Below are 18,653 nucleotides of genomic sequence, written 5' to 3' on the forward strand. Positions count from 1 at the left end.
ATGAAAAATTCTCTATCCGCAATACTAATTGCCATCATGGGCGCCAGCGTTATGCAACCAGCCGACGCTTTCGTCGGCAAATTTAGCCGGTCGTGCCGCTTCGACACATTGCCCACTGGATCGAAGACCGTTCTCAACAGCTTTTTCGTAGTACAGGGCGCGCCGGCAGAGTTAAGCAACTTGGCATCAAGGGCAACTTCAGAACAAGCATTATATTGGATACATGAATCCCTTACGACGGATTATTTCCAGGTTAGATATTACCTTTTTGCCAAATCCAATGTTTACGTCAAAGGAAGGCCAGATCTAGGAGATGCAAACAGTTTCAACCTCGTCCAGTCGTTTCGCAGCAACTGGACTGTAGCGCAGGTAAAGCGGGCAATCCGAGAAGAATTTCTTTTCAAACCGTACTACGTAAATCGTGGCCCCACACCGCTGTATAATGCTCGAGCCGGCGATCCGCGCATTCTGATGGGTTGGCATATGTACGGAGCTCCGACGACGACTCCCGTACCGGCTGACTATTTTAAAGTGGTAGGACGTCACTTCTACTACGACCCTCAGGCAGGAATGACCGTCGATTTTGGACAGAGCGAAGCGACAACTTGCAACCCCTCGGTCTTTGGCTTGGGCCTATTTGATTGGTAAAATATATGAAAAATTTCCTCATTGCAATGTCGTTTTACCTCCTCGCCCCTTGGGCCTCGGCGGGGCAGCCGCTGAACGGGAGCGCAACGCCAACCATACCAATAAAATCTGTGCCCGACGGTCCGCGCATTGATCGCATTCTTAAGCCAAGCGAAATGAATGCAGAGCATCGTAAAATGATTTGGCAAGACAAAACCTTAGATAAAGATGGCTACTTACGTGTCAAAAGCTCGATAGAGTATCTGGATTTGCCAAGCGCCTTTTTGAAGCACCCAAAATTCGCCAAAGCATCGGATGCAAGCAGATTGGCCACCGCTCGGGGTGACGTCGAGACTATAGGAAAACTAAATGAAGATCAGAACAGAGTGAGCTGGGCTTTCACTCACGGGAACACAAATTTACTTTTTACCGTCTGGGATTACAAAAATGCCGGCGCAGTATTCAGCGTTCCAGAGGAACTTATAAATCAAAAGGTAAATGGAAGACCGGCAATTCTCAGCCTTTCTTATGCGGACAAAAGTGATAAAGCACTTTGGAAATTGGTTTGGTGGAACAACGGCACGATGTATGAGCTCTATGCAAGTGACTATCTTGATCGTGGCCGCGCACCGCAAAATAAACCGCAGAATATTCTGCACATTGCAGATTTAGCGATAAATCGCATTGGAAAACAATGACATTTAAACATACCCAGACCATTGCTGGAGCCCTCATCGGCATAGGGTTAATGATTTTTGTGACCGCTGCTGCTTTGGCTGGGTACGTGTATGCAACTTCAAGCACAGCAGGAAACTCCGGTGCGCCGATGGTAGCCGTGATGATGTTGCTCGGTGCTTACTATGTTCTTACGTTTTGCAATGTGATTGGCGGCGTAGCGATACTTGTTTCTCAAAAGAGCAATGCTGGACCCGTTCCACCTTGGGCAAGGCTAACCACAATTGCCTCACTTATTGTGCAAATCATTCCTGCCATATACTGGACAGTTACCAACTAGAATTTAATAGTAGGAAAGACATTATCCACACTGGCCGACCCGTAAGCGTCTACAAAATGCAACACAGTCCTAAAGCCAGGCGCGCGAGCGTTGAACTCGCCGCGAAGCTGGATGCACGCGTCTTTAGCCTTTAGCTTTCACGGTAACAATATGGCTTAGCGGCTGTGAGAGCGCATCGCTGAAGTTGGGTCGCGTCGGCTGCAAATTGCGCTGTCTAGAACAGCGATAAACATCGCTTGTCTTTAATTAAATAAAAACAGCTTACGCCGGAACGCATTTATCTTGTGGGTGACGGCAACCGCCGAACTGTGAGGGGTCAGAAGCCATGGGTGTAGGATCCAGTAGCGACAACAAGCCGAAGTCGAGAAGCGCCGTTGAAAAGCAGGCTCGTCAAGAAGTAAAAATAGGTTGGGTTGCCTCGCGTGTCGCCCTCGTAGGGGACAAAGTTTCGGATAAGCCAGGTGCACGAGAAAGAACAAAGGACCGCCCCGCATTCTTTATACACGCTTCAGATCTTTCAGTTGAAATTGCGCTGCATTCGGGTTTAGATCCAGCATACAGTGCCGTAGATCGAATTGAAGCATTTGGCTCTCGAACCGAAGCAATCGAGCGAAAACTCCTATACGCCGTTCGATGTGATCTTTCCGACAAAACCTTCCCAAAGCTCATACACGTTGCGGCGATGAAGCAGGTTGAAGACGGTAAAAAAATGATAGATTATTTGCCCCAACGCGCTTATGTGTTCATCGGAGATGGTAGGGAATTCTTTGCGTCGGGCGCAGCTGCAAACAGCGATCCCAAAGGCGCTAGCGAAATAGCTTTTTTCGCAAAAGTTTATCCCAAAGATTTTGTTACTTTCAGCCGAAAGCAGATCGGAGAAGGAAAGTACGCTCTCGAGCTAGATAATGACATTGCCAATTTAGAGAAATATGACAAAATGCTCGCGGCATCTGCGTCAGTTACCCCTACAGAGTCGACTCTTAAGATTGAAGAGCGTCACAAGCCATACGTTCCGCCTGTTACAAGTGTTCCGCCTGTTCCAAATGCTGCACCTCAGCGGCGTAAGCCTGCAGACGGTCGCAATCCATACGTTGCACCGGTGGCGCCTGACTCGGAGTCTTAACGTAAGTCCGCGATCAACTCGTCCAGCATAGTCTTAGCACGTAACAAAGGCCAGCTACGACAACGAGTAGGATCGCACGGAACTAGACACTTACCTTACACAAAAAGAAATATTACTTCGTGCAAGTGCCACCTTTGACTGGCTGAAACTTAACGCATTCGCACGTACCTCGCATATTAGGGGCTTCGCATGCCACCTTTAGCTTGGCGTTATAAGCTATGCTGTCGGCTTTGAGCTTATTGTATATTGCCTTCATCTTTGCCTCCTCAGCTGCGGTCCGTGCCGCAGAATCTCGCGCGTCCTTTTCTTTCCTACTTGCCAACTGTTCTGGAGTGAGATCAGTCGGCGGTTGCCTCTTAAGTACAATATTCGCTGAATTGCCGCCACCGCTCGATTCAGATTTCCCAATCTCTTTAGCTGCTACAGGCAAAATTGGCTGCGCTTTATCAGAGGGAGGAGCATCCCGCAAAACCGGACCTGGTACCGCAGTGCCAAACCACACGCCGCTGAGTTCATCTACGCGAAAATATCTAGTATCTTTTTCTATTTGATAAGCTCGACATTTTTTTACCGACTCCAAGTCCGTCTCTTCGTACTCGGCGCAGAAATCAGCTCGATCCGGTATGATATACGTCTTAATACGTCCATATGCTGAAAATTCGGGCAACTTATCACGGTTACTATCTATTAGCTTGGCCGCCTCCCACAAATATGTGTAGCGCGTCATATGCGAAGGGAAATCAGTCATCGGCTGAGTCTTCCCAGTGCTATCACGCAACAATGTCCGGTCCAACTCGTGCCTGGCAATCGGAAGTTCATTTGGTAATACAACAATGTCTGTGTAGACGATTGAAAGGTCTTTTTTACCGCCTTCTACGATGATCTTAGCAAAGCCGTATCTCGGCTTATTTGGCGTCTCTGCGCTCACTGCAGGTAACAAACAGTAAAACGCTGCGATGAATGCATATATTCTTTTCATTGCTTGGCCGCCTTTTTGCTACGTCACGTTAATGGTTTTTTGTAAATGTGGCAATGCAATAGACCCTAGCACTCCGAGGAGGTACGCGTCAAGACCTGGCAGATTCTTCACCCGTTCGACGAAGAGTTCCGGGCGACTCCGCCATTTGCCAGTTTTTGTAGCTTTGAACTCTCGCCGACATTGAGGCGGCTATCCTCTCGGACAACGGTACGTCCGCCCTTCTCGGCGGTTCTCCCAAGGCCGTCACGCACGTGTAAGTTCACAAGGAGTTGCAGCACTGGTGGCTCCTTAGGAGCGAGAGATCGGCCGAAGGCGTCGACAATCTCATCGGCAGCAACAAGCACGTGGTACAGTCCCCAATTGCGCCAGATTTGGCCCCCTGATCGGTCGTGTCGCTAACGCCGAGTCAATTCAGTTCTAGCCCGGCTGACACAGCGTCAAGCAGTGTTGACCGTGCTGCACGCCATTGATCGGCCACAGGGTCGAAGCAGCCCACTGGTAAGCGCTGGTCGTCAGCCAATGCCTTAAGCAAGGCGAGTGCCTTATGGCGAGCATCTGGATTGAACCGACCTGCAGCCGCCAAGTAGCGTGCAAAACTACAACTAATATTTGGATCAGTGTCCGGCCCAATCCTGATACTCATCAGGTTTTCCAACTCTGAATCCCTCTGCAGTCGTTCTTCTACCGCCAGATTGATGATCTGCTGTGCATCGAACTGCGAGCGCCGCTTTCGAGTGACCATCGCCTCAAGAAACATGCAAAATCCTGCGCTGTCGGCACGGTGAGCGGCCACTTGAACTGCCACCGCCCAATCCCCCAGTTCAACACCCAATGATTCGGCGTCAACCGGGAATTCAAGTTCAGCGGCGTCTGGCGCGAAGGTCGCCAGCACCAGCGCAGTTGCAGAGCCAGGAGCCAGCATGAAGTGCTCGACGAGTATCTGCCGCACAGTGGCGTTTGCCGGGAAGTGGTCACGCAAAATCAGTCCCACCTCACCGCCAACCATCACATCATTATTAGTTTGTCTACCCTGCGCGAGCGTGTCCATACAACGTGTAAGCAAAAGCTCGCTACTCGGGCGCTCCGCCGCCAGTGAGCGCAACGCGCTCGGTGAGCGCGGCATGTCGCCACGTTCAGCCTGTATCAGGAATGCCCTCCGTGCTGCCGGCGAAGCATTTGGCGCGATTGCGATAATGTCGGCCAGGTGCCTGCGCGACATAATTGAATTGAAACGCTCCGGCAACGTTAGACCAAAGGCCGATTCGAACTCACTGAACCGTTCACACACTAAGCGCTCGACCGAAGCAATGCCTTCCGCGACGCTCATGGTTTCCAAACCGAGGGGCTTCCCACCTTCTTCAAGCGCAGCCAAGGCGCCGAGCTCTCCGATAGTTGCCAACCCAGCGAGCGCAGCGGCGCGCGCCGATTCCAAGTCCGGTCCGACTGCAAGCGCCTGGTCGAGCAGCGTTTGCCGCACTGTAGAAAGTGCTTCCCGAGGCAGCGCGCTGCAATAGGCGATGACCATACGTGCACGAAGGTCTGCGTCCGCTTCGACCATGGCGCATCCCAGAACGGCCTCTAGTGCAGTCCCCGCACCACCGATCGCCGCGACCTCAACAACTTGCGCGCGAAGGTCTACGGGCAATGGCACAGCAGCATCAAACAAAGCAACGCTGAACTCCGGATCTCCGGGATAAGCCTCAGCGATTGCAAAGAGTGGACAGCTTGCCTCTTTAAACCGCTCAGTTGCAAATTGGCGGACTTTCGCATGCGCGCCGAACGCTCGGAACAGAACAGCCGAGCCATGAAAAGTACCACGCAGCTTTTCTGGGAAGGCAAGAATCGCAGTCACGGCGTCGTCGTCGGAAGCATCACAACCGCAACTTGCCAACCCTTCCGCGAGCAAGTCAAGCCGCAGCTGCGCACGCGCGCTCATTCTAAGTAAGCGCTCACGCGCCGCTACCGAATCCTGCATAATCACTGGCAAATACGATGCCAGATCGTCCAAGGCTTCATCGGGGAAATTTGCAAGCGCATCAATAGCCGGCTTCACGTCCGGATGCTCCCGTCCCCACCCATCCAACAGCGCCTTGAGCGCCCAGTAGCGGTCGAAATTGGAAGCCGAGTCATGCAGCACCTCGACCAGTGCTACGGCAACCGGCGCATCCGCAACCCATGCGACGTAATCTGGCAAACGGTGCATGCTGATCAGCCGCCTCTTCGAATCACACCAGTAATGATTCGCTGCCGCACGGATGACGGGGTCTGCCGCAGCAAAGCGTCCCACATGTTTCCAAATGCCGCCGTCGCCGTGCGCGTTAAAGGGAAACGGGCTGTTAAATTCAGCGAGCATCCAAGCCCGCACGCTAGAGCATTCGACAGGCGCCCTTAGGAGAAAGGCTTGTGCACTGCGGTATTCCCAAAGAGAGTGATGGTCATACGCCATGCGTGCCAACGCGCTTTTGATCAGCGCATTGTCACCTGCCCAGTGTTTCAGCAACATCGCCAACGCAAGTTCTCTGTGCTCATATGAAAGATTGGACCAGAAATTCTGCCCAAGTAACAAGACATCCCTGGCCTCCTCAGATACAACACCTGCTTCCGCGAGCCCAAGAATTCCGACGAGGCGCAGCTCGGCACGGTGAGATCGCCAGGCTTGATCGAATAGCGATGCGGCCTCCGGCAAAAGCGGCCAGCCAAGCGCCAAACATTCAAGCAGCGCCGCCGCAGCGAACAGATCTTGCGTATGCGTTAGTCCGTCCAGCAGTCGCTGGCTGGCTTCCTTCGAGTGGGAAAAGGCCGTGCTGTATGCGGCAGCCGCCGCACGCTGAACGCCACGATCTTCATCGAACATTGCGTGGAATAACAAATTTTGCAGTTGAGGAGTCGCCTCCCATGCACCCAACGCTCGGATCAACGCAGCACGACCAAACGCCGTCCTCGCGGGTAACCAGCGAGCAAGCCGTCGCTCCAACTCCGATTTGACCGTGGGGTCAGCTAGCCCTCGTAGCACTGAAGCCAACGCCTCGCGTCGGGCGGGTCTCCATTCCTCCGTCTCAACCCAGTTCATTGTGGCGAGCGCTAAGCGTCGCGCCGTTGCTGCCCACCGCGTGGCGGAACTGAAAGCAATATCACCCAAGAGGAATTGGCGTTGGTATCGCGCGAAACTGTCAGTGCCTGGCTCTTCGATGATGGCAATCAGTTGATCGAATTCATCGCGGCGCTCGATGCGGTTGAGGATATGGACAATCACGTTGCGCCAGCGGCCGCCTCCGGCGTGTTCGCTCACAAAGGCCAAGATTTGGGCGAACGGCCAGCCGCAGATATACTCAGCTCCGAGAAATTCCTCAAAACTTGCGTGAAGAAACCCCACTTCACCTGGCGCCTTTTCGACTAATAACCCTTGGGTCTCTGCGTTAACGGAAAGGATTTCGTTTGCAGCAGCTGCGGCTTCCGCTTTTGGAAGTTCGAATCCATCCGATGATGTGAGATAGGTGCGCAGTACCTCGCACGCGACACTATGCGAGACTCCCGCACCTCCAGATTGTTCACGCACTGCAAACGCCAACCGAGCGATCGCCGCCCGCCGCTGACTAGCGTCGGCTGTATAACTGAAACGTGCCGTCGTTTCCCCAGACGCGGTCGCGCGCCGCTCAGGGTGAACTTCGAGCAGGATACGCACCAGTTGGTCATAGACGTCATTCCTGGTGCGAGGAAGGATCTGACCGCGCAACGCCAGCGTGATCAACCCAACAAGTAACAGCGGTACGACAGCGAGCGCCCCTAAATGGGCATCCCGTGCCAGCTCTGCTATGAAGCGCCCCGTACGCAGACTGGCCTCGGTGGGCATGCCACCGCTTGATACCGTCGTCGCATAGCGGTCAAACCAACGCCCAGCAATTGCTGCCTGCTGCCGAGCCGACAAGGGCGCGACCATCCCGCGTTTCCAGTTGTTAGGCAGCGCGCCAATGTTGCTGAGTCCTCGCGGACGACCGGAGACGATAACCGGAATACGATAGGCCTCGACCGCGGTGACTAGCGCACGCAACGTCGTCCTAGCCGCCTGTATGTTCCCCCACTCGTCGAGGCCATCAACGAGCAATAGGACTCGCTGGTCCATAATCGCGCGGTCAAGCAAATCTAGCATCGACGTTCCATGGAGTAGCTGTTCAACGGAACGCCGGACAATCTCATTGATTCCGATAGCACTGCCCTCGCGCGCGGCATGCGCCGACCAGAGGGCGAATGGGATATAGATAGGAAGGTGCTGGGCCCAGCGCTCGGCAAGCTCGGGCAAGTGTTCCTGATTCTGCAACAAGTCGAGCGCTATTACACGCAACAGGGTGCTTTTCCCGCATCCAGCATCACCAAGCAGCACCAGACGCTGGGCCTCACCGAACCATTCTGCCAATGGCAATCGCCGGGAACGTGTTGTCGCAGGCGCGTCGCTAGTTCGGCCGCCGCGTGACGCCGCGGGATCCAATGCGTCTTGGGTTCCGCCGGCAACTGCCCCACCCACTTCTGCTCCCTCGAGCAGTTGCACCGTTTCGCGCACCAATATGTCGGGTCTCGTAAACCTTTCAAGTAAAGACAGCGCGGGCCGACTCTCATTCTCATTGACAGAACCAAAGCTTCCAGGATCGACATGATGAAAATCTGCCTGATAAACTTGGGCGAGTTGGGCACGTAAACGCGCGAACTCCCCTCCGTCAAGGCGCGCACCCAGATGATCCGCAATTTCCTGTCCAAGGATAGCTGCGACCCAATGGCGGCCGAAAAAATCGTCCACGAGTGTAGGATGCATGCGCACACGCTCGGTCAACGCTTCTCCATCGAGTACTTCAAATACGATGCCACGTTCCGAAAGGACATGAGCCTGAACTTCGATCGCCTCCTGAACGGTGGTTGATCGCAGCGATGCTTGGACCGCGATAGTGAAGCGCGTCGTACGTCCGGCCCAACTTCCCGCAAGGAACAAACCTACTGCAACCGCCAATTTGCTCGCGTCGAACTGACTATGACGTTTGGCCTGGAGGCAATGGTAACGCCCTTCAGCGAGACGCGCGAAGATATCAATCCCTTCCTGTGCTTCACCCGGTTTTCCATATCGCGCGCAATGCTCCACGTTCCCTTCGAGCGAGCACAGACGGTGGCAGAGTCGCTCAAAATTTTCCCAAGTCAGCGCACCAAACGGAAGGACTTGGTCCCTGGTGCTGACCGGCAGATCGCGCGGCACTTCGTCTGGTGGACCAAGTGCACTCAAGAAATCAACGCGAGGCAAGATGGATGTCATCTAAGATATGCTGGCCAGATTGGAAATTCCAATTCTTCTGGATCCAACTGTAGTGGATTCGGATGTTGGTGCCAGACCGTAGTCGCGCCAACCAGTGCCACCTCAACCTCAACGCCGGCGGAGCGCAATACCCTGGCACATGCGCGAAGATGAGAGCCGGTGGTCTTAACGTCATCGACAAGCACGGCTTTACTGCCGGCCACGCAGTCACCAACTACCAGAGCGCTCACCAGGACATCCTCGTTGCGCGTGCCACCTGCGGCTGATGCCGAAGCCATAACCGTCGAGAAACGCAGCCATTTCCCGACAGAGGTCTGTTGCTTCCTCGATAGCGCCTGGAGATACATGCACATTCGGGCGGGAGCAGTGTCCATGTCAAACGTCACGCACACGCTTGATGGAACCGGCACCAGGGCAACAGGACCTAACTCCAAATCCCGGAGGCGCGCTGCTCCCCATTCCGCAAATGAAATTGAGGCATTGATAGGACTCGCTTGCGTAAACTGTCTACGTCCGCCGCCAGCTTTCGGCAGACTACCATGGCCAGCGAAAGGTTTCCGCTTCAACGCCTTGATGAATTTATTGACGTTGTAGTCATCGTTACGCCATGGGATATCGTCCCTGCTATAGCTGGCATACGCACCCAATGCAAGGACGGTCAGTGGCATTATCGCAAATTAATGTGGGTCAACATCATCGAAAGGATTGGCTATGACACGGCGCGCCATAAAAATTCCCACAACGCGCGTAGCAGGATAATGACTCAAAATCACTTCTCGCGCAGCAACAAAATGTGCGCCTGTAGTCAACACGTCGTCCACCAATATCACCGTCTGGCGTGGCGGTGGCGGGAACATCGCATAATTGGCGACCAGTTCGTGGGGTTTCTTGCGCCCGCCGCTGGCCTGTGTGTGCGACGCGGCATAGCTGGTGGTCTGAACTATTAGATCGCGTGCCTCGGCCGCGGTATTCGCGCAAGCCAATGCAATTACCCGATGCATGCGGTCGTCGTACTCCGGGTCGGTGCTCACTTTCGACGGGGGGATCGACGAGACAGTGGCAACAGGCAGGACAGCAGGCGAGGCGAGCAGCACTGGGCGCAGCAGCTGGCTGCCGCGCACGATGGCCTGCTCTTTGTACTGATATTCTTGCTGGTCACGGCGCAACACCGACTTCTTCAAGTTGGAGATGAACTGGTTACCTTGGCTGTAACCGAAACCTTTGCCCGACGTATACTCGTAGAAGAAGAAGCATTCATGCTCATCCTTTAAATAGTAATGGTCGCCGATGTTGCTCGGATCAATTTTGAGTAGGCTGGGCGGCATTCAGGTTATCGATGATGTCACTGAAATCGCGAACCCGAATCGCGCCCTTTTCCTCGTAACGATGCGGCCAGGTCAGGCCCTTGACTCCGAAATTGCTATTCAGTATAAACAGTTTACGTCCTTGCTTGAGCGCCGCCCGCGCCTGGATCAAAGTCCCGGACGTCTCCCCTGCCTCCACGATCACGGTCGCCTGCGTCAACGCGGACATGGTGATGTTTCGCTCCGGGAAAAACAGGCGATTGACCGTCGGCGGACGACGAGCATAGACCAGCACAGGCACTTGGCTGATCAATAGGTGCTCGCGCGCAATATACTGTTGCAGTTCTTGGTTTTGCTTGGGATAAACCTGATCCAGCGGAGTACCTATAACAGCAACGGTTTCGCCGCCGCACTTGATCGCGGTTTCATGCGCAATGGTGTCGATGCCCGCAGCCAAACCGGAGACGATTGTGTAACCTTCGTGCACGAGCGTGGCGACCAGCTTGGCGGCGCGGCGCGCACCTTCCGCCGACGGGTTGCGCGTGCCAACGATGGCAATCCGTTTCGGTGCATAGACCAGATCCCAGTTTCCCTGATAGTACAGAAACTGCAAAGGATGATCGGCGTCCTGAAGGGCAGTCGGGTAATCCCCCGAACCTTGCATCCGCACGCTGAATCGGCCGACTCCACGCTTCTGAAAGCGCTGCAGCACCATTTCAGCGCAAGCGCGGGCATCTGCTTCATTAACTAGCTGGGATGGGCCTTGGCCTGGATTGGCGCGAAACAGCTCTGCCAGTACCTTGAAAGAAGGCTTCTGCGCGCCGCCGTCCTGTTGCCACAGCCATTCATAGGCGCCCATCTCCAGCATCGGCGAGATGGCACCAAATTCTGATCGATTTTGAGTATGAGTAACCATAGCAGTCAAATAATAGCATGGCTAATAACTGGATGAACACACAGTAGTATGAATTCTTCCAGCTGGTTTTGCGCAGCGTCAGCACCGCTGCGAATATTTCTGAATCCAGAGGAGCACGATGCCGCAATCCCAAAACGATCCCAAGCAACCCGAGCAATCGTTCCGCTCCGGAAAAGTGTGCGGAACAGTCGAAAAAAAAGCCCTTGAAAATCAAGGGCTTTTTCTTTACTACGTATCCTGGCGGAGAGAGGGGGATTCGAACCCCCGATAGGCTATGAACCTATACACGCTTTCCAGGCGTGCGACTTCAACCACTCATCCACCTCTCCAGTTCTCTCGCATCGCTGCAAGAGGCGCACATTGTAGCAAAGATTCTTGAAAGTACCAATGTTTTTTGCGCGCCCCCTCCAGCCCGCTTAGGAGGCCTCTTTGAGTTGCTCCAGTATCGCTGGATTTTCCAGCGTGGAGACGTCCTGGGTAATCGTCTCGCCTTTGGCCAGCACGCGCAGCAGGCGGCGCATGATCTTGCCACTGCGCGTCTTGGGCAGGTTGTCGCCGAAGCGGATTTCCTTGGGCTTGGCGATCGGACCAATCTCTTTCGCGACCCAGTTGCGCAGCTCCAGCGCCAGCCGCTTGGCTTCTTCGCCGGTCGGACGCGCTTGCTTGAGCACCACGAAGGCGCAGATCGATTCGCCCGTGGTCTCGTCCGGCTTGCCGACCACCGCCGCTTCGGCCACCAGCGGGTTGGCGACCAGCGCCGATTCGATTTCCATCGTGCCCATGCGGTGGCCCGATACGTTGAGCACATCGTCGATGCGGCCGGTGATGGTGAAGTAGCCGGTGTCCTTGTTGCGGATGGCGCCGTCGCCTGCCAGGTAGTATTTGCCGCCCAGCTCTTCGGGGAAGTAGCTGCTCTTGAAGCGTTCCGGGTTGTTCCAGATGGTGCGTATCATCGACGGCCACGGACGCTTGACCACCAGGATGCCGCCCTGCCCGTTCGGCACGTCGTGGCCCGCTTCGTCTACGATGGCGGTCATGATGCCCGGCAGCGGCAAGGTGCAGGAGCCCGGCACCATGGGCGTGGCGCCCGGCAGCGGCGTGATCATGTGGCCGCCGGTTTCGGTCTGCCAGAAGGTGTCCACGATGGGGCACTTCTCGCCGCCCACGTTTTTGTAGTACCACATCCACGCTTCCGGATTGATCGGCTCGCCCACCGTGCCGAGCAGGCGCAGCGAGCTCAGGTCGTAATTCTTCGGATGCACTTTCGGGTCCACGTCGGCGGCCTTGATCAGCGAGCGGATCGCGGTCGGCGCGGTGTAGAAGATGCTGACCTTGTGCTTGGCCACGGTCTCCCAGAAACGGCCGGCGTTCGGGAAGGTGGGGATGCCTTCGAAGATAATCTGCGTGGCGCCCACCGCCGTCGGGCCGTAGGCGATGTAGCTGTGGCCCGTTACCCAGCCGATGTCGGCGGTGCACCAGTACACGTCGGACGGCTTGATGTCGAAGGTCCATTTCATCGTCAGCGCGGCCCACAGCAGGTAGCCGCCGGACGAGTGCTGCACGCCTTTCGGGGTGCCGGTGGAGCCGGAGGTGTACAGGATGAACAGCGGGTGCTCCGCTTCCACCCATTCCGGTTCGCATTCGGCCGCCTGGCCTTCTACCAGGTCGTGCAGCCAGATGTCGCGGCCGGCCACCTGGGCCACGTCGCCGCCGGTGCGCTTGTAGACGATGACGTCCTTGATGGTGTCGCAGCCGCCCATGGCCAGCGCTTCGTCGACGATGGATTTCAGCGGCAGGCGCTTGCCGCCGCGCTGCTGCTCGTCGGCGGTGATCACGGCCACCGCGCCGGCGTCGATGATGCGCTCCTGCAGCGACTTGGCGGAGAAGCCGCCGAACACCACCGAGTGCGTCGCGCCGATGCGCGCGCAGGCCTGCATGGCGGCCACGCCTTCGACCGACATGCTCATGTAGATGATGACGCGGTCGCCCTTCTTGATGCCGCGCGACTTCAGGCCGTTGGCGAACTTGCACACTTTTTCATGCAGCTCTTTGTAGGTGACGTTGGTGACGGCGCCGTCGTCGGCTTCGAAGATGATGGCGGTCTTGCCGCCGTTGCCGTTTTCAAGGTTGCGGTCCAGGCAGTTGTAGGACACGTTCAGCTTGCCGTCCTCGAACCATTTGTAGAAGGGGGCGTCGTCTTCGTTCAGGGTGCGCGTGAACGGTACTTTCCAGTCCAGGTTCTCGCGCGCCAGGCGCGCCCAGAAACCTTCGTAGTCTTGCGATGCTTCGGTCCACAGGGCCTTGTAGGCGTCCATGCCGGACACGGTGGCCTGGGCTGCAAACGCCGCCGATGGCGCGAATACGCGCGATTCCTGCGGGCCTTGATGTTCTGTGGTCTGGGTGGTCATGCTAGGTCTCCATTGTGGTCATTGTTTGCAAACACCATAAGCGCTGCCGCTTACGGATGCCTTACATTGCCTGTGCAGAGCCAAACTGGGCGGACTGACAACTTGGCTTTTTCACCAATTCTACGGCAGTTCTGACCGTGCCGGTGCCGGCGGCGTTGAGCGAGTGTAAAATGTCGGCAATTCAAACGCAGCCTACCGGAGCAAGCATTAATGTTGAAAGACCCGATGGAACAACCGCGCAATTCGCATTCGGCCAAACTGTCGCCGCTGCCCGCTTTTATTTTCATGTCGCGCTGGCTGCAGCTGCCGCTGTACCTGGGCCTGATCCTGGCGCAGTGCGTCTATGTGTTCCACTTCTGGGTGGAGCTCAAGGACCTGATCGGCGCGGCGCTGGGCAACGAGACCGCGCTGCAGCACATCTTCCAGGCCGTGGCCGTGGGCACCACGGTGCCGACCAAGCTCAATGAAACCACCATCATGCTGGTGGTGCTGGGCCTGATCGACGTGGTGATGATTTCCAACCTGCTGATCATGGTGATCGTGGGCGGCTACGAGACCTTCGTGTCGCGCATGCACCTGGAAGGCCATCCGGACCAGCCAGAGTGGCTGTCGCACGTGAACGCGTCGGTGCTGAAGACCAAGCTGGCCATGGCCATCGTCGGCATCTCGTCCATCCACCTGCTGAAAACCTTTATCAACGCCAAAGAGTATGACGAGAAGGTGCTGGTCGCGCAGACCGTCATCCATATCGTGTTCCTGCTGTCCACCATCGCTATCGCCTACACCGATAACCTGATGACGCGTACCCAGCACCTGACCAAGTCCCACTAAAGTCCCACTCAGTTTTCCATCCTCCCGCGAGAACATCATGACCATCATAAAGCAAGAAGACCTGATCGAATCCGTTGCCGCCGCGCTGCAATACATCAGCTACTACCATCCGGCTGACTACATCCAGCACCTGGCGCGCGCTTATGAAGCCGAGCAAAGCCCGGCCGCGAAAGATGCGATCGCGCAGATCCTGACCAACTCGCGCATGTGCGCCGAAGGCAAGCGCCCGATCTGCCAGGACACCGGCATCGTCAACGTGTTCCTGAAGATCGGCATGGGCGTGCGCTTCGAAGGCTTCTCCGGCACCGTCACCGACGCCGTCAACGAAGGCGTGCGCCGCGCGTACAACTTCGCCGACAACAAACTGCGCGCCTCCATCGTGGCCGACCCGCACTTCGAGCGCAAGAACACCAAGGACAACACGCCGGCCGTGGTGCACATGGAACTGGTCGAAGGCAACACCGTCGACGTGAGCGTTGCTGCCAAAGGCGGCGGCTCCGAGAACAAGACCAAGTTCGTGATGCTGAACCCTTCCGATTCGCTGATCGACTGGGTGCTGAAGACCGTGCCGCTGATGGGCGCCGGCTGGTGCCCTCCGGGCATGCTGGGCATCGGCATCGGCGGCTCCGCCGAGAAGGCGATGCTGATGGCGAAAGAGTCGCTGATGGAAGACATCGACATGTATGAGCTGAAGCAGCGCGGCCCACGCAACAAGACTGAAGAACTGCGCATTGAACTGTGCGACAAGATCAACGCGCTGGGCATCGGTGCGCAGGGCCTGGGCGGCCTGACGACCGTGCTGGACGTGAAGATCAATATGTACCCGACCCACGCCGCATCCAAGCCGGTCGCCATGATCCCGAACTGCGCCGCCACCCGCCACGCGCACTTCGTGCTGGACGGCTCCGGTCCTTCCTACATCGAACCGCCCAAGCTGTCGGACTGGCCGGACGTGAGCTGGAAGCCGGACACCGAGAAGTCCAAGCGCGTGAACCTGAACACGCTGACCAAGGAAGAAGTGGCATCGTGGACGCCGGGCCAGACCCTGCTGCTGAACGGCAAAATGCTGACCGGCCGCGATGCCGCGCACAAGCGTATCCAGGACATGCTGGCCAAGGGCGAGCAGCTGCCGGTGGACTTCAAGAACCGCGTCATCTACTACGTCGGCCCGGTCGATCCGGTGCGCGACGAAGTGGTAGGCCCGGCCGGCCCGACCACCGCCACCCGCATGGACAAGTTCACCGACATGATGCTGGAGCAGACCGGCCTGATCGCCATGATCGGCAAGGCCGAACGCGGTCCGGCCGCCATTGAGTCCATCAAGAAGCACAAGTCGGCTTACCTGATGGCGGTGGGCGGCTCGGCTTACCTGGTGTCGAAAGCCATCAAGTCGGCCAAGGTGCTGGGCTTTGAAGACATGGGCATGGAAGCCATCTACGAGTTCGAAGTGGAAGACATGCCGGTCACCGTGGCCGTGGACGCGGGCGGCACTTCGGTGCACAACACCGGTCCCAAGGAATGGGCAGCCAAGATCGAGGCGCTGAACGTGCCTATCGTGGCCAAGTAATCCCGTGATCCCGGCCCTGCCCTTCCCCACCGAGGCCGACGCGCCTATCGGCATCTTCGATTCCGGCGTGGGCGGGCTGTCGGTGCTGCGCCACGTGCGGGCGCAGCTGCCGGAGGAACACCTGGTCTACATCGCCGACTCCGGCTTTGCGCCTTATGGCGACAAGACGGAGGCGGTGGTGGTGGAGCGTTCGCTCGCCGTGGCCGCCTTCCTGGTGGGGCGCGGCGTGAAGGCGCTGGTGGTGGCCTGCAACACGGCCACCGTGGCCGCCATCAAGGCGATACGCACGCATCATCCAACGTTGCCGGTGGTGGGCGTGGAGCCGGGCTTGAAACCCGGTGCGGCCGCCACCCGCAATGGCAAGGTTGGCGTACTGGCCACACAGCGCACGCTGACGGGCGAAAAATTCCTGCTGCTGCGCGACCAGATCGCCGCCGCCACGCAAGCGCAGTTCCTGCTGCAGCCCTGCGTGGGCCTGGTGGACCTGATCGAACAGGGGCAGCTGGACACGGACGCCACGCGCGCCATGCTGGACCGCTACGTGGCGCCGCTGGTGGCGCAAGGCGCGGACACGCTGGTGCTGGGCTGCACCCACTACCCCTTTGTGCAGGAAGCCATTGCGCGCGCCGTGGCGCAGGCCGGCGGCGCGGATGTGAAGCTGATCGACACCGGCGACGCGGTGGCGCGCCAGCTGGCGCGGCTGCTCGAGAGCGGCGGATTGCAGCGGCCGGGCAGCGCGGGCCATCCGCCGCTGCTGCATGGCTACACCACCGGCGCGCAGGAAGCGCTGTCGTCGGCCTTCATCCGGCTGCTGGGAATGACTGCGGACGTGGAATCGCTTAAAATCTAGGCAGTTTGGCGTTTTTCGAAAAAAAGCGCGACTAGCCTTTGCAAGATGCCGGATGGCCTAGTATAATTCGGCACCTGACGCGCAAACAGTGCTTCAGGCGAAGTAAATCAGTGGTGGCTGTAGCTCAGTTGGTAGAGTCCAGGATTGTGATTCCTGTTGTCGTGGGTTCGAGCCCCATCAGTCACCCCACAGAATTACGGCAAAAGCCCAGTCATCGACTGGGCTTTTTGCTTTTCCGGCCGCGCTTTCACGCATCTCAAGGGTGGGCTTGCTGGTATAGGCGGTAGCCGATGCTGGCGCGGTGTTCTTGCAGGGCTTGCCATATGCGCGCCGAGTAGGCGGGGTGGCGGGCGTGGAATTGGTGCGAGAGCATCAGGTAGAGCGGCGTTTCGTCGAAGGGCTGGCCGGCGCGCTCCAGCAGGCCCGCGTAGCTGCGCGCGATCAGCCGCTCGGCCTCGGCCTCCATGGCGATCACGCCTTCCAGCCGTCCGGCGGCCAGCTTGCCGAAATTCGGATCGAGCGACTTGGCGTTGTCGTCGTAGCGCACTTGCAGGCGCCGCAATTGCTCAATGATGACGGTGAAGCCCGATTCCACGCCGATCCGCCCTTCCCCCTGTCCGCTGAAGCGCTCGCCGTTCCATTGCAGTGGCGCGCCCTTCTTGCGGTAGAGATAGTAGCGTGGCGTGGCGACGGATTTATCCACGTCCGGCTGCATGCCCGCCATCGGAAACACGGCGACGCCGGCGCGCTCGGGCGAGTAGCCGCCTATCATGCCGTCCACCAGGCCGGCTTTCAATTCTTCTATGCAGCGCCGGCGCGGCGCCACGCGAAATTCGAGCGCCACCCCGGTGCTGCGCACCGCCAGCCCCACCAGGTGTTGCAGATGGCCGCTGCCGTCCACCCGGGAATATGGCGGATAGTCGATGTCCAGGCCGCAATAACGGAAGCGCGCGGGCGTTTCCTCGGCTTGCGCCGGGAAGGTGAACAGCACTGCCAATAGCAAGCACATCCGTCGCAGCATGCATAGCTCCGAAATCAATTCTTGCGCTAGCCTACCACGCTAAATGAACAATGTTTGATGCATTCGACATTGTGCATAAACAGCGCGGCCTACCATGGCCCTTCCCCCCACGACTCAAGGAGAACGCCATGAAATGGATATTGCGGATGCTGACGGCAACGCTGCTCGCGCTGGCCGGGCAGGCGGGCGCCGTAAACTGGACCGCCACCGGCCACCTGGCCTTCCACAACCAGGTTACCTTCCTGCCCTTCACGCTGGACCACGCCACCAGCGACCTGAAGATCTGGACCGACTCTTTCCAGGACGGCGTGAACTTCGATCCCATACTGGCGCTGTGGCAGGACGGCCTGCTGCTGCAGGAAAATGACGATTTCCCGTACTTCACGGCGGCCCAGACCGTCTTCGATTCCGGCCTGTACTTCGCCTCGCTGCCGGCCGGGAACTATCAGCTCAGCATTACGCCGTTCAGCAATTTCGCCAACGGGCCGCGCGTGGAGGACGGGTTCTGGCACAGCGCACAGACGCCGGGCCCGGTGTACCGCAACGGCAACTGGCAGCTGCACCTGACCGACGACGCGCTGCCGCCCCTGCCTTCCGTGCCGGAACCGTCCCCCGCCGCCATGCTGCTGGCGGGCGCAGCCTTGCTGGCGTGCTGGCGCAGCGCGCGCAAGCACACGCCAGACTCCTTGCCTAGGGGGTGCGCAGCCTAAATCGCCATA

General features: G+C 57.6%; 15 protein-coding genes and 2 tRNA genes. 9 read left to right on the forward strand and 8 right to left on the reverse strand.

Annotated features, from left to right (window positions below; all coding sequences use genetic code 11):
* From AC07S4_RS07475 to AC07S4_RS07490, 4 genes are all read left to right on the forward strand, one after another.
* Positions 1–648 carry a hypothetical protein gene (locus AC07S4_RS07475; RefSeq protein ID WP_494986042.1) on the forward strand — a complete coding sequence of 216 codons (648 nt, stop codon included), beginning with the start codon at positions 1–3 and terminating at the stop codon, positions 646–648.
* A gap of 5 nt (positions 649–653) precedes the next feature.
* Positions 654–1,325: a hypothetical protein gene (locus AC07S4_RS07480; RefSeq protein WP_494986043.1), complete on the forward strand. Its 672-nt coding sequence runs from the start codon at positions 654–656 to the stop codon at positions 1,323–1,325.
* On the forward strand, positions 1,322–1,642 hold the full coding sequence (locus tag AC07S4_RS07485; protein ID WP_494986044.1) for a hypothetical protein: 321 nt from the start codon (positions 1,322–1,324) through the stop codon (positions 1,640–1,642). Before AC07S4_RS07480 ends, AC07S4_RS07485 begins: the two co-directional genes overlap by 4 nt.
* A 325-nt stretch (positions 1,643–1,967) precedes the next feature.
* On the forward strand, positions 1,968–2,765 hold the full coding sequence (locus AC07S4_RS07490) for a hypothetical protein (RefSeq protein WP_494986045.1): 798 nt from the start codon (positions 1,968–1,970) through the stop codon (positions 2,763–2,765).
* 112 nt (positions 2,766–2,877) lie between these two features.
* On the opposite strand, the gene AC07S4_RS07495 is transcribed toward AC07S4_RS07490, so the two are convergent.
* From AC07S4_RS07495 to acs, 7 genes are all read right to left on the reverse strand, one after another.
* Positions 2,878–3,744: a hypothetical protein gene (locus tag AC07S4_RS07495; RefSeq protein ID WP_494986046.1), complete on the reverse strand. Its 867-nt coding sequence runs from the start codon at positions 3,742–3,744 to the stop codon at positions 2,878–2,880.
* Between the two features lie 406 nt (positions 3,745–4,150).
* Positions 4,151–9,037, reverse strand: coding sequence for an NACHT domain-containing protein (locus tag AC07S4_RS07500; RefSeq protein WP_494986047.1), 4,887 nt, complete (start codon positions 9,035–9,037; stop codon positions 4,151–4,153).
* Entirely contained in the window at positions 9,034–9,705 is a 672-nt protein-coding gene (locus AC07S4_RS07505) for a ComF family protein (RefSeq protein ID WP_494986048.1), read from the reverse strand. Before AC07S4_RS07505 ends, AC07S4_RS07500 begins: the two co-directional genes overlap by 4 nt.
* Before the next feature lie 9 nt (positions 9,706–9,714).
* Positions 9,715–10,362 carry a hypothetical protein gene (locus tag AC07S4_RS07510; RefSeq protein WP_494986049.1) on the reverse strand — a complete coding sequence of 216 codons (648 nt, stop codon included), beginning with the start codon at positions 10,360–10,362 and terminating at the stop codon, positions 9,715–9,717.
* Entirely contained in the window at positions 10,337–11,257 is a 921-nt protein-coding gene (locus AC07S4_RS07515; protein WP_494986050.1) for a DNA-processing protein DprA, read from the reverse strand. The genes AC07S4_RS07510 and AC07S4_RS07515 overlap by 26 nt, the downstream gene beginning before the upstream one ends.
* A gap of 238 nt (positions 11,258–11,495) precedes the next feature.
* Positions 11,496–11,586: transfer RNA gene (locus AC07S4_RS07520), tRNA-Ser, on the reverse strand.
* Positions 11,587–11,673: 87 nt separating this feature from the next.
* Positions 11,674–13,665 (reverse strand): acetate--CoA ligase, encoded by a 1,992-nt coding sequence (gene acs, locus AC07S4_RS07525; RefSeq protein WP_494986051.1) that lies wholly within the window; start codon positions 13,663–13,665, stop codon positions 11,674–11,676.
* A gap of 225 nt (positions 13,666–13,890) precedes the next feature.
* Between acs and AC07S4_RS07530 the strand changes: the two genes are divergently transcribed.
* The 4 genes from AC07S4_RS07530 (at position 13,891) to AC07S4_RS07545 (ending at position 17,102) form a co-directional block, all read left to right on the forward strand.
* Positions 13,891–14,496 carry a TIGR00645 family protein gene (locus AC07S4_RS07530; protein ID WP_494986052.1) on the forward strand — a complete coding sequence of 202 codons (606 nt, stop codon included), beginning with the start codon at positions 13,891–13,893 and terminating at the stop codon, positions 14,494–14,496.
* Positions 14,497–14,533: 37 nt separating this feature from the next.
* Positions 14,534–16,063: a fumarate hydratase gene (locus AC07S4_RS07535; RefSeq protein ID WP_494986053.1), complete on the forward strand. Its 1,530-nt coding sequence runs from the start codon at positions 14,534–14,536 to the stop codon at positions 16,061–16,063.
* 7 nt (positions 16,064–16,070) lie between these two features.
* Positions 16,071–16,913: a glutamate racemase gene (murI, locus tag AC07S4_RS07540; RefSeq protein ID WP_494986446.1), complete on the forward strand. Its 843-nt coding sequence runs from the start codon at positions 16,071–16,073 to the stop codon at positions 16,911–16,913.
* 113 nt (positions 16,914–17,026) lie between these two features.
* Positions 17,027–17,102 (forward strand) — tRNA-His (locus AC07S4_RS07545).
* Between the two features lie 67 nt (positions 17,103–17,169).
* Here AC07S4_RS07545 and AC07S4_RS07550 read toward each other — a convergent pair.
* Positions 17,170–17,934 carry a substrate-binding periplasmic protein gene (locus AC07S4_RS07550; RefSeq protein ID WP_494986054.1) on the reverse strand — a complete coding sequence of 255 codons (765 nt, stop codon included), beginning with the start codon at positions 17,932–17,934 and terminating at the stop codon, positions 17,170–17,172.
* A 128-nt stretch (positions 17,935–18,062) separates the two neighbouring features.
* On the opposite strand from AC07S4_RS07550, the gene AC07S4_RS07555 reads away from it, so the two are divergent.
* Complete coding sequence (locus AC07S4_RS07555; protein ID WP_494986055.1) at positions 18,063–18,644, forward strand: DVUA0089 family protein; 582 nt, start codon at positions 18,063–18,065, stop codon at positions 18,642–18,644.
* The last annotated feature ends 9 nt before the right edge of the window (positions 18,645–18,653 follow it).

The organism is Pseudoduganella sp. GW821-FHT05F09 (assembly GCF_059419605.1).

Excerpts from the sequence above, each read along its gene's own strand:
- AC07S4_RS07475 (WP_494986042.1), top strand. The coding sequence starts at position 1 with ATGAAAAATTCTCTATCCGCAATACTAATTGCCATCATGGGCGCCAGC.
- AC07S4_RS07480 (WP_494986043.1), top strand. The coding sequence starts at position 654 with ATGAAAAATTTCCTCATTGCAATGTCGTTTTACCTCCTCGCCCCTTGG.
- AC07S4_RS07485 (WP_494986044.1), top strand. The coding sequence starts at position 1,322 with ATGACATTTAAACATACCCAGACCATTGCTGGAGCCCTCATCGGCATA.
- AC07S4_RS07490 (WP_494986045.1), top strand. The coding sequence starts at position 1,968 with ATGGGTGTAGGATCCAGTAGCGACAACAAGCCGAAGTCGAGAAGCGCC.
- AC07S4_RS07495 (WP_494986046.1), bottom strand. The coding sequence starts at position 3,744 with ATGAAAAGAATATATGCATTCATCGCAGCGTTTTACTGTTTGTTACCT.
- AC07S4_RS07500 (WP_494986047.1), bottom strand. The coding sequence starts at position 9,037 with ATGACATCCATCTTGCCTCGCGTTGATTTCTTGAGTGCACTTGGTCCA.
- AC07S4_RS07505 (WP_494986048.1), bottom strand. The coding sequence starts at position 9,705 with ATGCCACTGACCGTCCTTGCATTGGGTGCGTATGCCAGCTATAGCAGG.
- AC07S4_RS07510 (WP_494986049.1), bottom strand. The coding sequence starts at position 10,362 with ATGCCGCCCAGCCTACTCAAAATTGATCCGAGCAACATCGGCGACCAT.
- AC07S4_RS07515 (WP_494986050.1), bottom strand. The coding sequence starts at position 11,257 with ATGGTTACTCATACTCAAAATCGATCAGAATTTGGTGCCATCTCGCCG.
- acs (WP_494986051.1), bottom strand. The coding sequence starts at position 13,665 with ATGACCACCCAGACCACAGAACATCAAGGCCCGCAGGAATCGCGCGTA.
- AC07S4_RS07530 (WP_494986052.1), top strand. The coding sequence starts at position 13,891 with ATGGAACAACCGCGCAATTCGCATTCGGCCAAACTGTCGCCGCTGCCC.
- AC07S4_RS07535 (WP_494986053.1), top strand. The coding sequence starts at position 14,534 with ATGACCATCATAAAGCAAGAAGACCTGATCGAATCCGTTGCCGCCGCG.
- AC07S4_RS07550 (WP_494986054.1), bottom strand. The coding sequence starts at position 17,934 with ATGCTGCGACGGATGTGCTTGCTATTGGCAGTGCTGTTCACCTTCCCG.
- AC07S4_RS07555 (WP_494986055.1), top strand. The coding sequence starts at position 18,063 with ATGAAATGGATATTGCGGATGCTGACGGCAACGCTGCTCGCGCTGGCC.